This is a genomic window from Duganella sp. LjRoot269, assembly GCF_964254095.1.
Taxonomy (GTDB): domain Bacteria; phylum Pseudomonadota; class Gammaproteobacteria; order Burkholderiales; family Burkholderiaceae_D; genus Rugamonas; species Rugamonas hordei.
On sequence record NZ_CAXUSL020000001.1, the window covers coordinates 6,512,316 to 6,526,798 of the forward strand.

General features: G+C 63.2%; 12 protein-coding genes. 6 read left to right on the forward strand and 6 right to left on the reverse strand.

Going from position 1 to position 14,483, the window contains the following annotated elements:
* Window positions 1-101 precede the first annotated feature (101 nt).
* Entirely contained in the window at window positions 102-686 is a 585-nt protein-coding gene (locus ACSQ3S_RS29145) for a hypothetical protein (RefSeq protein WP_436144564.1), read from the reverse strand.
* 369 nt (window positions 687-1,055) lie between these two features.
* Window positions 1,056-1,361, reverse strand: coding sequence for a hypothetical protein (locus tag ACSQ3S_RS29150; RefSeq protein WP_436144565.1), 306 nt, complete (start codon window positions 1,359-1,361; stop codon window positions 1,056-1,058).
* Between the two features lie 175 nt (window positions 1,362-1,536).
* On the opposite strand from ACSQ3S_RS29150, the gene ACSQ3S_RS29155 reads away from it, so the two are divergent.
* Complete coding sequence (locus ACSQ3S_RS29155; protein ID WP_436144566.1) at window positions 1,537-2,196, forward strand: recombinase family protein; 660 nt, start codon at window positions 1,537-1,539, stop codon at window positions 2,194-2,196.
* 223 nt (window positions 2,197-2,419) lie between these two features.
* On the forward strand, window positions 2,420-2,953 hold the full coding sequence (locus ACSQ3S_RS29160; protein ID WP_436144567.1) for a hypothetical protein: 534 nt from the start codon (window positions 2,420-2,422) through the stop codon (window positions 2,951-2,953).
* A 524-nt stretch (window positions 2,954-3,477) separates the two neighbouring features.
* Here ACSQ3S_RS29160 and ACSQ3S_RS29165 read toward each other — a convergent pair.
* Window positions 3,478-4,938 (reverse strand): NAD-dependent succinate-semialdehyde dehydrogenase, encoded by a 1,461-nt coding sequence (locus ACSQ3S_RS29165; protein ID WP_436144568.1) that lies wholly within the window; start codon window positions 4,936-4,938, stop codon window positions 3,478-3,480.
* 12 nt (window positions 4,939-4,950) lie between these two features.
* Window positions 4,951-6,219, reverse strand: a complete 1,269-nt coding sequence (gabT, locus tag ACSQ3S_RS29170; protein WP_436144569.1) for a 4-aminobutyrate--2-oxoglutarate transaminase — start codon at window positions 6,217-6,219, stop codon at window positions 4,951-4,953.
* A 115-nt stretch (window positions 6,220-6,334) separates the two neighbouring features.
* Here gabT and ACSQ3S_RS29175 point away from each other — a divergent pair, with 115 nt between their 5' ends.
* From ACSQ3S_RS29175 to ACSQ3S_RS29185, 3 genes are read left to right on the forward strand one after another with little or no spacing between them, the layout of a single operon-like run.
* Window positions 6,335-7,819, forward strand: coding sequence for a PLP-dependent aminotransferase family protein (locus ACSQ3S_RS29175; RefSeq protein ID WP_436144570.1), 1,485 nt, complete (start codon window positions 6,335-6,337; stop codon window positions 7,817-7,819).
* Window position 7,820: 1 nt separating this feature from the next.
* Window positions 7,821-8,327: an adenylyl-sulfate kinase gene (gene cysC, locus ACSQ3S_RS29180; RefSeq protein WP_436144571.1), complete on the forward strand. Its 507-nt coding sequence runs from the start codon at window positions 7,821-7,823 to the stop codon at window positions 8,325-8,327.
* A 56-nt stretch (window positions 8,328-8,383) separates the two neighbouring features.
* Window positions 8,384-9,202: a helix-turn-helix transcriptional regulator gene (locus ACSQ3S_RS29185; protein WP_436144572.1), complete on the forward strand. Its 819-nt coding sequence runs from the start codon at window positions 8,384-8,386 to the stop codon at window positions 9,200-9,202.
* 56 nt (window positions 9,203-9,258) lie between these two features.
* Here the strand turns inward: ACSQ3S_RS29185 and ACSQ3S_RS29190 are convergent, their stop codons facing one another.
* Together ACSQ3S_RS29190 and ACSQ3S_RS29195 are read right to left on the reverse strand one after the other, a co-directional pair.
* On the reverse strand, window positions 9,259-10,113 hold the full coding sequence (locus ACSQ3S_RS29190) for a carbon-nitrogen hydrolase family protein (protein ID WP_436144573.1): 855 nt from the start codon (window positions 10,111-10,113) through the stop codon (window positions 9,259-9,261).
* Between the two features lie 41 nt (window positions 10,114-10,154).
* On the reverse strand, window positions 10,155-11,882 hold the full coding sequence (locus ACSQ3S_RS29195; RefSeq protein WP_436144574.1) for a hypothetical protein: 1,728 nt from the start codon (window positions 11,880-11,882) through the stop codon (window positions 10,155-10,157).
* 207 nt (window positions 11,883-12,089) lie between these two features.
* Between ACSQ3S_RS29195 and ACSQ3S_RS29200 the strand changes: the two genes are divergently transcribed.
* Window positions 12,090-14,453: a TonB-dependent receptor gene (locus ACSQ3S_RS29200; RefSeq protein ID WP_436144575.1), complete on the forward strand. Its 2,364-nt coding sequence runs from the start codon at window positions 12,090-12,092 to the stop codon at window positions 14,451-14,453.
* Window positions 14,454-14,483 lie beyond the last annotated feature (30 nt).

The window sequence follows — 14,483 nt, forward strand, 5'->3', positions numbered from 1 at the left end:
GCGCGATTTTCAAAATCACACCCGGGTGGACAGCAGCACCGCCTTCGCGGGCTGTCGTTTTTTCTAGGACTTTGCCATGCCAGGAGTGCGCCAATATCACGTCATGCTGGTAGCTCTTCGACAATGCCATTGTCATCCTCGACGAGTTCGGTTGCGTCTACAACAGAGGCCATATCCGCATCAGGCTGACGACGAAGTTCAGCAATTTCATCCTGGCTAAGTTCGGTAACTACCAACTCCGGCAGCTCATCCATGTCGTCAGCCAGGTCTTTCAGGCGCAGGCTATGACGGATGATGTCCGAAGTGTTCTTGATCGTGGTCGAGTATGCCGCCGCCGCACGCATTACTAGCGCCGCCTCTTCAAGATTGGTTGCCTTCATCTGTTCCGATGCAGCCAGGATGACTTCCCGCAGATGGAGCGAATGGGCCAAATCGTCGGCGACGAGGCGGGCCGCCTCTTCCTTGATTACCTGGTCGCAGGTGATGCGAGCCATCAGATCGTCTTTGGCCCGCTGCAAGACTTCGGTCTTAGCTGCCCCCTTACGCGTGCCTGCGGCCGCGAATTTGCGCTGTAGCGTCCGGATGCTGATGCCGAGGCGCTGGCTGATTGCGAGGGCGGTGAAACCGGCCTCGCGCAATGCCAGGGCTTCGGCAATGTCTTCCGGAGTTGCGTGGGTCTTCGACATTGGAGCGGGTCTTTCAAGGTAAGAAGAAAACCCCGAAGGGGTTTGATTCTGTTTGGTGGAATGTATGCCTTGGGGTAGGTGAGGTGCATAACTCCCCCAACCCAGCGACGTATCGCCTGGTTGGTTGGTCGCCTCACCTGCCCCAAGATGCCTTGGGTATAGGTTCCATTCGCCCTTGATCATAGCCACAGCTTGTGTTGCAGAATTGACTGGATCAAGGTCCGGCGCCGGTCAACTCTACTCACTGGCACGTCCTGCGGCGACTCTTTCGAGCCAACTCCCGACGTTGGAATTTTGCCAGTCCCTTCTATTCCTTGAACCCTGCGCCCGAACGTTCAGGTTTTACCGATAAAGCGCAGGGGTGTTTCATTACTGCCCGTTTTTCTCCGGAATAGGTGGCAGTTCCGGCATCCAGTGTGTGTCCATGAATTGGGCGATCTCTTCATCGGTAGCGCCGTTCTCGATCATTCGCAAGCAGCGATGCATCAGCCCGGTATATCGATCTAGCGCAGGCTCCAAGATCATACGCAATGCTGCGCCAGCGGAGACATTCGTGCGAGCGGCCGTCAGTTCGACGGCTTGCAGGTGCAAACCCTCGACTTGCATCTGGAACGCTTTGATGCCGGTTGCCTGTTGACGTTCGCGGCTACGGCGCTTCCGCTCGGCGGCAGACATGGCCGCTCCCGTAGGCTTACGACCGCGCTTTGCAGGTTGGGTGGTAGTTTCCGAAGTCATGTTTTAACTATATCACATTTATTGTGACGTGTCACGTCTATTCATATTAAGCTGAAGTGGCTATACTTGTGTCATATGTAAACGGTCATATACGAATGACACAGACAGGGAGAATATGAAGAAGGCAATCATCTATCGGCGTGTCAGCACTTCCGAGCAAGGCAAGAGCGGATTGGGTTTGGACGGCCAATTAGCGACGCTTGAGCGTTTCTGTGCCGCTGAGGGTTTTGAGGTCGTGGACGGCTTCGTCGATGTCGCCAGCGGCAAGCTGGCCGTTGAAGATCGCGTGGGCCTGGCCGGTGCGCTCGATGCTGCTCGCCGCCTGGGTTGCTCGGTCATCGTGGCAAAGCTGGACCGACTGAGCCGCGACGTGGCGTTTATCTCCGGTCTAATGGCCCGCCGGGTGCCGTTCATCGTGGCAGAGCTTGGCGCCGACGTTGACCCATTTGTGCTGCACCTGTATGCCTCGCTGGCAGAGAAAGAGCGCCGACTGATCTCTGAGCGCACCAAGGCGGCGCTGGCGGTGAAGAAGGCCTCCGGCGTCGTGTTGGGAAACCGAACGAATCTGAAGGACGCGCAGGCCAAGGGCCGCGAGGCTCGCGAACTAGCTTCTGTTGAGTTCTCCAAAAAGATGATGGGTCACTTTGGGAACCTGCGCGAAGGCATGAGTTTGAACGCGATTGCTGCCCACTTGAACCAGATGGGAGTGCCGACAATCCGAGGTGGAAAGTGGACGGCGAAGGCCGTAAGCCGAATTCAAGAGTGGGCGGTCTGATCCGGCTAGCAGATGCGGACTAACTACGTGACAAGCTCGCCGGTTCCAAGCGGCGTGGCTTGTCGCAACAGCATATAGTGACTGACAAAAAAGGCGTTGCAGCGATTCACTAAGGCCGTTTCTCGTTAATTTTGTTAAAGTAGGCAATTGACGTTACCGCAGGTGAACAACGGCGACTTGCCAAAAATAGCCTCCAATGTCAGTGGCTCACATCTAGGGAACTATGCCAATCGATCTTGAAAACCTGAAAATTGCCGTCGGAATAGCTACTAGCGCACTTGCTATCCTTGGCACAATCTTTGGATGGTTCGGCAAAGCTTGGACCTGGTTTATCGCGCTCATTGGCTACAAGGCGTCACCTGGCATTATCGATATCCCCAAGAAAACGATAATCCTGGTTCCAATGTCTCGTGCTAACTCTCTCTGGTGGCATATGGGGTCGATGGGCGGGCGACCCGCTATGCAAATAGTCGGCGACTTAAATGTCACCAACATATCCAAGTATGACGTGGTCATCATGGGTGCAAAACTCCGCAAACCTAAAGCAATGGGACACGCCCTGGTCCGCGCTCAGGGTTCTGCCGTGTATGGCAGCAACCATGTAATCCCCGAACTCGGCATCACCGACCTGCGGTTTGACTTCTTTGTTCAGCCACCAGTAATTGAAGAAGGCAAGACGTTCAAGGCCGACATTGCGGTGATCGACCAGTTTGGCAATGAGCATTGGTTGAAGGGCATTGAATTCCCCTACATGTAGGTCAGAGCAGGCATGCCCTCTTTGCAGACGTTCTAGTCACAATGGGAAAATCTTCGAAGGGGACTTGAACTCCCGATCCAACCAGCGCCAGCATGGCGCACTAGCGCGAGCGATACGATTTGCATACACTAGCATCTTGTTGTCCTGGCGCGCATCACTTAGGTGATGCACATTGAATCAATCTCGACACCAAGCGATAAGGCAACGGCTTATAAATCAGGGACTTACATGTCCTTCGTGACGATCGGTGCGATTCCACCTATCACCACCAAAGAATAATCCACACAATCAAAGGCTTAGCTCACATCGAGCTAGGCCTTTTGTGTTTCTATTCTAGAGTATTTTTCCGGCGCTTGTGTCTAGGCCGCGCTGGGGTTGCAGGATCGCGCTCATGCCCCGGTCCCACAAGTAACAGCGTCACCGACGCGGATCATACGCTGCCGATGGTGCCGTTTGGCGCGCTGTTCGCGCTGCGTATGCCGGGTTTGGTGGTCTAGCTTGGACGATACGCTAATCGCCCTGGATTACATTCCGCCAAGGCAGATGTATTTGATGACCAGGTAATCGTCCAAGCCATAGTGCGAGCCCTCCCGTCCCAGGCCTGATTGCTTGACGCCGCCGAACGGGCCGACTTCGTTGGAAATCAAACCGGTATTGACACCGACCATGCCGGTCTCCAGCCCCTCGGCCACGCGCCAGATGCGGCCGATATCGCGCGAATAGAAGTAGCTGGCCAGTCCGAACTCGGTGTTGTTGGCCAAGGCCAGCGCTTCCTCGTCGGTCTTGAAACGGAACAGCGGCGCCAGCGGGCCAAAGGTCTCCTGTTTAGCCACCAACATGTCCGGGCTGATATCGGCGATCACCGTCGGCTGGAAAAAACCATGGCCCAGCACGTGGCGCTTGCCGCCAGTCAGCAAGCGTCCACCCTTGCCCAGCGCGTCGGCCACATGCCGTTCAACCTTTTGCACTGCCTGTTCATTAATCAGGGGCCCTTGCGTCACGCCCCTTTCAACTCCGTTGCCAACCCGCAGTTTGGCGACGGCGGCCACCAGCTTTTCGGCGAACTGCTCGTAGACGCGGTCCTGTACGTACAGACGGTTGGCGCATACGCAGGTTTGGCCAGCGTTGCGGAATTTGGACGCGATGGCCCCCTCCACCGCCGCATCCAAGTCGGCATCGTCGAACACGATGAAAGGCGCGTTGCCGCCAAGTTCCAGCGACAGCTTCTTGATCGTCGGTGCGCTTTGCGCCATTAGCAAACGTCCCACTTCGGTGGAACCGGTAAAACTGAGCTTGCGCACCACGGGGTTCGACGTCATCTCGCCGCCGATCTCCCGTGGCTCGCCAGTGACAACGTTGAACACACCTGGCGGCAGTCCCGCCCGCTCCGCCAGCGCCGCCAGCGCGAGCGCGCAGTAGGGCGTAGCCTCGGCCGGCTTCAGCACCATGGTGCAACCGGCCGCCAGCGCGGGGCCAACTTTACGGGTGATCATCGCGATCGGGAAATTCCATGGCGTGATGGCGGCACATACGCCGATCGGCTCTTTAGTCACCAGGAGGCGACGGTCGCGCCAGGGCGAAGCCAGCGTCTCGCCGGCCACGCGCTTGGCCTCTTCGGCAAACCACTCGATGAAGGAAGCGCCGTACGCCACTTCCCCCAGCGATTCGGTGATGGGCTTGCCCTGCTCCAGCGTCATCAGCAACGCCAGGTCGTCGGCGTTCTTGATGATCAGGTCGTGCCATTTTCGCAGGATCGCCGCGCGTTCCTTGGCGGTCTTCTTGCGCCAGCTGGGCCACGCGGCATCGGCTGCCGCGATGGCGCGCCGCGTTTCCGCCGCCCCCATCAGCGGCACGGTGCCGAGCTGCTTGCCGTTGGCCGGGTTGTACACCGCCAGGGTGGCGCCGCTATCGGCGTGATGCCATTCGCCGTCGATATGCGCCTGCTCGCGCCACAGGTCGGGATTGCGGAGGTTTGGTTTGCTCATGTCTTGCTCCTTTCAGGCACGCAGCGCAGCGTCGAGGATGGCGAGCGCTTCGTCGAACACCGCATCGCCTATCGTCAACGGGAACAGGAAGCGGATCACCTGGCCATAGCCGCCGCAAGTCAACAACAGAAGGCCTTGCCGCAGCGCCTCGGCCTGGACCTTCTTGGCGAAGGCGGCATCCGGCGCACCACTGTCCGGGTCGCGGAATTCCACGGCGACCATCGCTCCCAGACCACGTACATCAGCGATCTGCGGCACTTCGGCGCGAGCGGCCGCGAGGCGGGCGGCCAGGCGCTCCCCCAGTAAATTGGCGCGGCTGCACAACTGCTCTTCATCGATGATGTCGAGCACCGCATGGGCCGCGGCGATCGCCAGCGGATTGCCCGCATAGGTGCCGCCAAGGCCGCCCGGCGCCGGCGCGTCCATGATCTCGGCGCGCCCGCATACAGCCGACAGCGGCAGGCCGCCGGCCAGGCTCTTGGCCAGCGTCATCAGGTCGGGCAGCACGTCGTGGTGATCCATGGCGAACAGCTTGCCGGTGCGGGCGAAGCCGGACTGGATTTCATCGGCGATCAGCAGGATGCCGTGCTGGTCGCACAGCGCGCGCAAGGCCCGCATGAACGACGGCGGCGCCACATAGAAGCCGCCTTCGCCCTGCACCGGCTCCAGGATGATGGCCGCAACGCGGGCCGGATCGATATCGCTCTTGAACAGGGCGTTCAGGGCCTGCAGCGATTGCGCCTCGCTCACGCCGTGCAGCGGATTGGGGAAGGGCGCGTGATAGACCTCGCCCGGGAAGGGGCCGAAGCCGGTCTTATACGGCTCCACCTTGCCGGTCAGGGCCAGGCCCATCATGGTGCGGCCGTGGAAGCCGCCAGCGAAGGCGATGACGCCGCTGCGGCCGGTCGCGGCACGGGCGATCTTGATGGCGTTTTCCACCGCCTCGGCGCCAGTGGTGAAGAAGGCCGTCTTCTTGGCGTGCGTGCCAGGGGTAATGCGGTTGATCTTCTCGGCCAGTGCGACGGCGCCGCCGTAAGGCACGATCTGATATGCCGTATGGCTGAAGCGTTGCAGCTGTTCGGTGACGGCGGCAACGATTTTCGGATGGCTGTGACCTGTGTTCAGCACGGCGATGCCGGCGCCGAAATCGATCACCCTGCGGCCCTCGACGTCCCACAGTTCGGCGTTGAGGGCGCGCTCAGCGTAAAACTGGCACATGACGCCGACGCCGCGCGGCGAGTTGATGTTTTTACGTTGCTGCCATTCGAGATTAGTGGTCATACCGGTGCTCCTGTTGGATAGTCGAGGCTTGCATGGTCGCCCTCTTTGGTTCCATTGGGTAGTGCCAGATAAGATTTTTCGATGGTACCATCGCAGTGCCCGCTATACTGGCTGCATGCGCGCTTTCAACGTCTCCGATTATTTGCTGCTGCACCTGGACATGGAGTCCGCGCTGCCGCGCAACCGCCAGCTTTACCGCCTGCTGCGGCAGGCCATCCTCGACCGGCAACTGTCGGCCGATACCCGCCTGCCTTCGAGCCGCGATCTCGCGGGCGAACTCGGGATCTCGCGCAACACCGTGCTGTATGCCTACGAGCAGCTTCTGGCCGAGGGTTATCTGGAGGCGCGCGCCAGCAGCGGCACTTTTGTCGCCGACACCGTGCCCGACCTGGACGGTCTATCGGGCGTACAGGCGCCGCGCAAGGCGGGCGGCGGCCAGGTACGTTTGTCGCGGCGCGGCCAGCGTCTGTTGGCGCAGGCCGGCGCGGCAACCCAGCAATGGGGCGCCTTCGTTCCCGGCGTGCCCGACGTCAGCCGCTTTCCTTACCAGATCTGGAGCGACCTGCAGCGGCGCGTCTGGCGCCAGCCACCGGTGTCGGCGCTGACCTATGGCAGCGGCGGCGGCTACCAGCCTTTGCGCGAGGCGCTGGCCGGCTACCTGAAGGCGGCGCGCTCGGTCGATTGTGGCGCCGGCCAGATCGTCGTCACCAGCGGCATCCACCAGTCGCTGGACCTGTGCCTGCGGCTGCTCAGCGACCCGGGCGACGTGGTCTGGGTCGAGGATCCATGCTACTGGGGGGCGCGCACCTTGCTGGCCGCGTCCGGGGTGGAGATCCGGCCGATCCCGCTGGACGCCGAAGGCCTCTGCCCTACCCCCGCGCAGATGGCGCGGCCGCCGCGATTCATCGTGGTCACGCCCTCGCACCAGTACCCGCTGGGCATGGTGATGAGCCTGTCGCGCCGGCGCATGCTACTCGAATATGCGCAGCGCCACGGCTGCTGGATCATCGAGGATGACTACGACAGCGAATTCCGCTACAACGGCCGGCCACTGGCGTCGCTGCAAGGCATGGACAGCTGTGAACGGGTGCTCTACATGGGGACGTTCAGCAAGACCATGTTCCCCGGCCTGCGGCTGGGCTACCTGGTGCTGCCAGAGGCGCTGGCGCCGGCCTTCGTCACCGGCATGGAGGAGCTGTACCGCTCCGGACAGGCGCCGGTGCAGGCCACGCTGGCCGAATTCATCGCCCAGGGCCATTTCAACGCCCACGTGCGGCGCATGCGCTTGCTGTACGGCGGCCGACTGGAGCTGCTGCAGCACGCCATCGCCAGCCATTTCGAGCCGGCGGAGGTGGCGGTCAGCGGCGGCGACACCGGTCTGCACTTGGCGCTGCGGCTGCCCGCCGGCAGCGACGACCAGGCAGTCGCACGCGACGCGCTGGCACTGGGCGTCGCTGTGCGACCGCTGTCACGCTACTATTATCACGCCGGCCGGGCCGCGCCCGGCTTGGTGCTCGGCTACGCCTGCGTCGCCAACGAACAGATCGCCCCCGCGTTTGCCTTGCTGGCGCGGGCCATCCGTAACAACCGCAGAGAATAGTATGCCACGCTGTTATTGGTTCACCGGCCTGCCGGGAGCAGGCAAGACCACGCTGGCGACGGCGCTACATGTACACTTCACGGCGGCGCGGCAACCGTCACTGTTGCTGGATGCCGACGCTTTGCGTGCGGGTCTGAACCGCGACCTAGGCTTCAGCCGTGACGATCGGCAGGAAAACGTGCGGCGCATCGCTGAGGTGGCCAAGGTGCTAGTCGCAAACAACATGAACGCCATCGTCGCCAGCATCTCCCCCTACAGTGAGGACCGCTTGGCGGCGCGCGCGCTGTTCGCCGAAGGGGATTTTATCGAGATATTCGTCAGCACCTCGATCGACACCTGCGTTGCGCGCGATCCCAAGGGCCTGTACGCGCTGGCGCGCGCCGGCAAGTTGCGTGGCCTGAGCGGCTGGGACGATCCATACCAACCGCCGCTGGCGGCCGAGCTGGTGATTGATACCGCCACTTGCGACGTGGCGGCAGCGCTGCGGCGGATCGCCGACCTGAGCTGATGGTAGTATTTGGTCGGATGGAATTTCACTTCGGGACCTAGGACCACGGGACGCACATGGATTTGCACTTGCACGACCTGGCCTATCAGCGCAAGATCGGCCACCTGATCGAGGTCCTCGACCAGCCTGATTTCTGGGGCCAATTGGTGCGCGGGGTGCGCAGTTTCATCGACTTCGACAACTGGGTCGTGCTGTGCTTTTCGCCCGCCGGCCCGCCGCAGGTTTTCAGTGAGAACCCGGGCGCCGACGGCGGCACCGACATGCTGTTCCTGGACTACCTGAACGGCTTGTACCTGCTCGATCCCTTCTTTGTCGCCAGCCGCGACCACCCGCGCTCGGGCCTGGTGCTGCTGGACGAGGTGGCGCCGGAAAACTTCGCGGCGACCGACTACTACCGGCTGTATTTTCACCTGAACATCGTGGCTGACGAAATCCAGTTCAACTGCCGCCTCGACGCGACGCGCACGCTGTGCTTTTCGATGGGGCGCGGCAGCCGCTACCGGCCGGAAGAAGTGGCAGCGCTGTCGGTGATGGCCGGCTGGGTGGTGCCACTGATGAGCCAGCGCCACAAGCTCGAGTGCCTGCGCGACGTGGTTCCGGTGGCGCCGGCCGCTCCAGAGGCGCCGACGCCCCGCGACACCGCGGCCGACCAGGCCTTCGGACGGCTGCAAGGCTCGCGCCTGACGCCGCGCGAAGTGGAGATCGGCCAGTTGATGCTGGGCGGGTTTTCCGCCAAGGACATCGCCCAAAAGCTCGGTATTTCGGTCGAGACGGTGCGCGCGCACAAAAAACACATTTACGCCAAGCTGGAGATCAACTCGCAGTCCGAGCTGTTCGCGATCTTTTACCAAGGCCAACCTGCGGCGCCGGACTAGCCCATCACGCGTGAATCGGTAGCGCCAGCCGCTCCCAATTCACACATCACAGTCCGCTAGTCGCGGCCGGGCTTGTCCAACGGGCCAAGGCTGCCGAGGTAGTCGACCGCCAGCGCGCCGGCCTGGGCCGTGGCGAAATCGACGCCGCGGTCTCGGAAGCTTTTCAGCGGCTGCCCCAGTTGCATCAATCCCCGCTCGCGCTCGCGCCGCACCCGGCCAAGGTCGACCTCGACCGGCATCACCTCGCGGCCAATGCCAGCCTGGTGGATCACATCGCCGGCCGGGCCGACGATGATCGAATGACCGTTGCCGCCGTCGCCGATGCCGTTGATGTCGAAGAAATAGCACTGGTTGACGGCCGCGTTGGTGCGGGCGATCGCCAGCTCGACGCCACGGTCCATGGTGTCGGTCATGGTCGGGTGCAAGATCACTTCGGCCCCCATCAGCGCCAGCGTGCGGGTGGTTTCGGGGAACCACTTGTCGTAGCAGATCGACACCCCGAAGCGGCCGACCTCGGGCACGTCGAACACGCAGAAGTCGTCGCCCGGTTCAATCCCCGTTTCGTAGGGCTGGAACGGGAACATCTTGCGGTAGCGCGCCACCACCTCGCCTTGCGGGTTGATGACCGGGGCGCTATTGTACAGACGCTCGCCGTCCTGTTCATACAGCGAGCCGGGCACCAGCCAGATGTTATGCCGGCGCGCCAGCTCGCAGTAGGCCTGTTCGGCCACGCCGCCGGCGGGCTGCGCGTGCGCCTTGCCGGCGCCGTAGGTGCACAGCTCGCTGAACAGCACCATTCGCACGGCCGGGAAGCGCCGCATCAGGTTGTCGGTTTCCTGCTGCAGGGCGCTAAGGTTGGGTTGCTGGCCGGAGATCGGCAGTTGCATGGCGGCGATGGTAAAAAAACTCATGATGGTCCTATAGTGGTGGAAAATAAGCCAGCTTTGGCAGCTTAGCAAAGACTGCGAATCTTGTTCAGTTCGGCCAGGGTGCGCTGGAATCCATATTCGAAGCGGTCGCTGACAAAGTAATAAATCATGTCGTTGGGCAGCAACACCAGACCAATGCCGCCGTAGCCAGACATGTGCGGTATCCACTTCTCCCCCGGGCACAGCGGCGGTGCGCCGGTCTGGCTTTGGCCGGCGTTCCAGGCCCACAGGCCGTGCAGGTAGCGCAGGCCAGCCTTCCCGGTGTCCAAGCCGTGGCGGCCGGTGCGCTGCATGGCCTCGTTGTACAGCGTGGCGTCGAGCATGGGCACGCCGGCGATGCTGGCGTTGTCCTTGTTAAGGAACTCGCCTATTTTCACCAGGTCGTCGTGGTGCAGCGTCAGGCCGTAACCGGTCAGCGGCACGGCGACCCGGTCGAGGGTGCGGGCGGTGGTCCAGACGGCGGGGCTGAGGCGTAGCGGCCGCCACAGCTCGGCCGTCAACATGTCGTAATAATCGCCGATGCCCCCCGCGTGCTGGCGCTGGACGCGGTTGAGGGCGGCGCCCAGCAGGAACGTGTCGGAGGTGTGGTAGACCCACAACGCACCGGGAGCGGACTGGCGGCCATAAGCACAGGCATGGCGGGCCTTGGCACGATAGGTGGACGGTACGAAGAAGCCCCGTTCGGTAGTCGAAGAACCTTCATCGGCTTCGTAGGCGGCCGAGGCGTAGTGGCCGGTCGCCATGTCGAGCGCGTCGAGCAGCGTGACACCGGCCCACATGGCGCCACCGCAGGGTCCGGCGGCATCACTGAGCGGGACCGACTGGCTGCCCGGATATTTCTTTTCCAGGCGCATCAGGCCGATGGCACCAGCGATGGACTTGGCCAGCGAATAGGAAGGCAGGTCAAGCACCTCGCAGTACGGGTAACGCCCGCGCCGGGTCTGGCAGCCGCCGACGTAGTTGACACCATCCACCGCCACACCGTAGACCGTCATGTCAGCCGCGCTCTGGTCAGCGCCAATGTTGGCCGCCACCACGCCGGCGGACGGATAGTCGTCCGGCAGCGCGGCGATCGGCCGGGTGGGCATGCGCGCCGCCACCTCTGCCTGGTACGCGGCCGCCACGGCCGCCGCGCCGGGAATGGCCTGGGGCATGTAGCGGGCGTCGGCCATCCCCCACAGGTCGAACTTGAAGTAGGCGCAGGTTTCGCCAGCGATCTGGAACGCGGCCCGGGAAACGCTGCCGTCGGATTTGAACAGGAAGCTGAGCACGCCGTTATGGGTGCAATTTGCCCCTTTTTCCTGCAGCGCGAAGGGAATCGCCGCGCGGCTGTAGCCCTCGTCGCCGTCTTCCTGCCAGACTCGGCCCGGCTCGATGATATATTGCCAATTCGGGTGGCTGGTGGCGAGCAGGCCGCGCCGCAGCGGCACCAGGTCGGCGCCTTGCTGGATGAACTGGAATGCGAACGGCGGCAGGTGTTGCGGATCGCGGTAGGCCGCCGCCGCGCCAGTGCCCGTTTCACTAAATCCGCCGCTACCAGCCAGTTGAGTCAGCGTCAGCGTGCCCTGGAACACCTGGCGGGCGGTAGTAGCCCCCGGCGCCGGCGCATAGGCGCTGTAGTCGACCAGGTCGACGCGACGGCCATGCAGCGCGGCGGCGGTCAGGGCGGCGCGGCCTTCGGCGGCGGCCGCCGTGCCCAGCGCGCAAGCCAGCGCGAGGCCCGGTGGCAGCATGGTAAGAAGACGTGGCATGGCGATCCCTTGTTGGGGTTGAAGTGAATGTCGGCGGACCAGGCGGCCCGCAGGGAACCAATATAGGCCAGCCCGCCAGGCGGCGGCAATGCCCTCGTTGTGGTACTCATGCTGGGTAATTGACGATCCGGCGGCGGCTGGCCGATAGTGGGGACTCTGGCAGCCAGCCGGACAAGTCAACTATAAAATCGCTGGGAGATCACGGGAATGAATTCGCACAAGCAGTTGAAGCAACGCGCCATGGCATCGGCCATCGCACTGGCATGCGCCAGCCAGGCCGGCAGCGCCGCCGCGCAGGAGGCCGGCTCCGGCGAGATCGCCACGGTCACCGTCACGGCACAGGGACGCAAGGAGAGCATCCTGAAGATTCCCTACAACATCTCCTCGATCAATGGCCAGCAGCTGGAGGACAACGTCATCGTCGACCAGTCCGAGCTGCTGCGCGGCGTGGCCGGTGCCTCGGTGGTGGACCGCGGCGCGCGCAATTCGGGCGTCATCAGCGGCATCACCATCCGCGGACTCAACGTCAACGGCTCGGCCCTGGGCGACTTCCAGACCTCGGCGGTGCCGACCGTGTCCACGTATTTGAACAACACCCCGATCTTCGCCAACTTCCTGATCAAGGACCTGGACCGGGTGGAGGTGCTGCGCGGCCCGCAGGGCACGCTGTACGGCTCCGGTTCGCTGGGCGGCACGGTGCGCTACCTGACCCGCCGTCCCGAACTGGCCACCTGGTCGGCCAAGCTGGACGGCGGCATCAGCCATACCCAAGGCTCGGGCGGTAACAATTACAGCACCGACGGCGTGTTCAACATCCCGCTGGGCGAAACGGCGGCGCTGCGGGTGGCGGCCGGCAAGGTCGACAACGCGGGCATCATCGACTACCGCAACGTCTACGTGCTGGACGCGGCCGGCGTGCCGGTGGCGCCCAAGGGCATCACCGACCCGGCCGCCAGCTACCGCAGCGTCAAGGACGCCGATACGGTGCGCATCGACTACGCTCGCATTTCGGCACTGTTCAAGCCGACGGCCAATTTCACCGCGCTGCTCACTTACCAGACCCAGCGCGACCACGTCGGCGGCCGGCGCCAGCCGACCCGCGGCAGCGACGGCTACGGCGTGCCGTATGGCCAATACGAAAATGGTTCGGTACAGCTGGAGCCGTCGGCGCGCGAGGTCAGCATGGCCTCGCTGGAAATGGACTGGGACCTCGGCTTCGCCACGCTGTCGAGCGGCACCTCGCACTACGACCAGAGCGGCGACAGCCTGTCGGAAAACACCGGCTTCTACGCCAAGAACAATTGGCTGGCCGATTACTACTACAATTATCCGCGGCCGATGGCGCAGGCCTATCGCAGCTACGGCGACAAGGCCTGGGTGCAGGAACTGCGGCTGGTATCCAAGCCGGGCGGCATGCTCGACTACATCGTTGGCGCCTACTTCCAGAACCAGGACCTGGCGGCCACCCAACTGAGCTATCTGCGCGGGCTCAAGGCCTGGGCCGACGTGGCGCTGCCGTCAGCCGGCGTCACCAGCGACAACGACTTCGTGTTCCACCGCCTGCAAAACTTCAAGGAACGCGCGCTGTACGGGGAGCTGACCTGGCATGTGGCGCCCACAGTGCGCGTGACCGGCGGCATGCGCAAGTTCCAGACCGATTTCAACAACGACAGCATCGTCGGCTCGGGCGTCATCGCGCCCTATAACGCGACCACCCATACCTTGATCACCCAGAACGATTCGGGCAACCTGTTCAAGGCCAACGTGTCATGGGACTTCATGCCGCGCCACATGCTGTATGCCACCGCGTCGCAGGGCTACCGCCGCGCGGGCGCCAACGCGGTGCCGCTGACGGGCAATTTCGCCGAGAGCGCGGCCTGGCAAACCTTCGCGCCGGACAAAAACCTCAACCTGGAGACCGGCGTCAAGGGCACGCTGGGCGGCACCCGCTACAACCTGTCGCTGTTCCACGTCGATTGGAAGCATATCCAGATCGACACCACCACCCCGAACTGGGGCTTCTACGTGGCCCAGAACGGCGGCAAGGCCAGCACCCGCGGGCTAGAGCTGGAGCTGAGCGGCAAACTGGCCGAGAACTGGCGCTACGGCCTGAACTACGCCTACGTCAACGCCCGGCTGGACGAGGACGTGCTGCGCGCGGACAAGCCGTCGGTGGTCACCGCCAAGGCCGGCACGGTGCTGCCTGGCACCGCGCGCAACACGCTGAGCGGCTCGCTGGAACACGTGACGATGCTCGACAACGGCTGGTACTGGACCCAGCGCGTGCACGGTTATGCGCAAAGCGCCACCGAGAACGCGATCTCGACGCTCCCCACCGTCAAGCAACGCTGGGCTGGCTTCGGCGACTGGGGCTTGTCGACCAGCCTGTCGGCCGGGCAGTGGAACGTCACCGCCTACGTCAAGAACCTGGGCAACAGCGACGGCGTCACCGGCGGCTTCCTGGAGGCGTCGATGGGCACCAGCCCGGGCCAGAACTACTATGGCAACGGCAGCAAGGTGCTGATCTCGCAGCCGCGCACCATCGGCCTGACCGCCGGCTACGCGTTCTGAGCCGGGTGTGCGGGTACACTGAGGTCTTTA

Bases quoted from the DNA above. Each gene is read 5' to 3' on its own strand.
- ACSQ3S_RS29145 (WP_436144564.1), bottom strand. From the start codon at position 686: ATGTCGAAGACCCACGCAACTCCGGAAGACATTGCCGAAGCCCTGGCA.
- ACSQ3S_RS29150 (WP_436144565.1), bottom strand. From the start codon at position 1,361: ATGTCTGCCGCCGAGCGGAAGCGCCGTAGCCGCGAACGTCAACAGGCA.
- ACSQ3S_RS29155 (WP_436144566.1), top strand. From the start codon at position 1,537: ATGAAGAAGGCAATCATCTATCGGCGTGTCAGCACTTCCGAGCAAGGC.
- ACSQ3S_RS29160 (WP_436144567.1), top strand. From the start codon at position 2,420: ATGCCAATCGATCTTGAAAACCTGAAAATTGCCGTCGGAATAGCTACT.
- ACSQ3S_RS29165 (WP_436144568.1), bottom strand. From the start codon at position 4,938: ATGAGCAAACCAAACCTCCGCAATCCCGACCTGTGGCGCGAGCAGGCG.
- gabT (WP_436144569.1), bottom strand. From the start codon at position 6,219: ATGACCACTAATCTCGAATGGCAGCAACGTAAAAACATCAACTCGCCG.
- ACSQ3S_RS29175 (WP_436144570.1), top strand. From the start codon at position 6,335: ATGCGCGCTTTCAACGTCTCCGATTATTTGCTGCTGCACCTGGACATG.
- cysC (WP_436144571.1), top strand. From the start codon at position 7,821: ATGCCACGCTGTTATTGGTTCACCGGCCTGCCGGGAGCAGGCAAGACC.
- ACSQ3S_RS29185 (WP_436144572.1), top strand. From the start codon at position 8,384: ATGGATTTGCACTTGCACGACCTGGCCTATCAGCGCAAGATCGGCCAC.
- ACSQ3S_RS29190 (WP_436144573.1), bottom strand. From the start codon at position 10,113: ATGAGTTTTTTTACCATCGCCGCCATGCAACTGCCGATCTCCGGCCAG.
- ACSQ3S_RS29195 (WP_436144574.1), bottom strand. From the start codon at position 11,882: ATGCCACGTCTTCTTACCATGCTGCCACCGGGCCTCGCGCTGGCTTGC.
- ACSQ3S_RS29200 (WP_436144575.1), top strand. From the start codon at position 12,090: ATGAATTCGCACAAGCAGTTGAAGCAACGCGCCATGGCATCGGCCATC.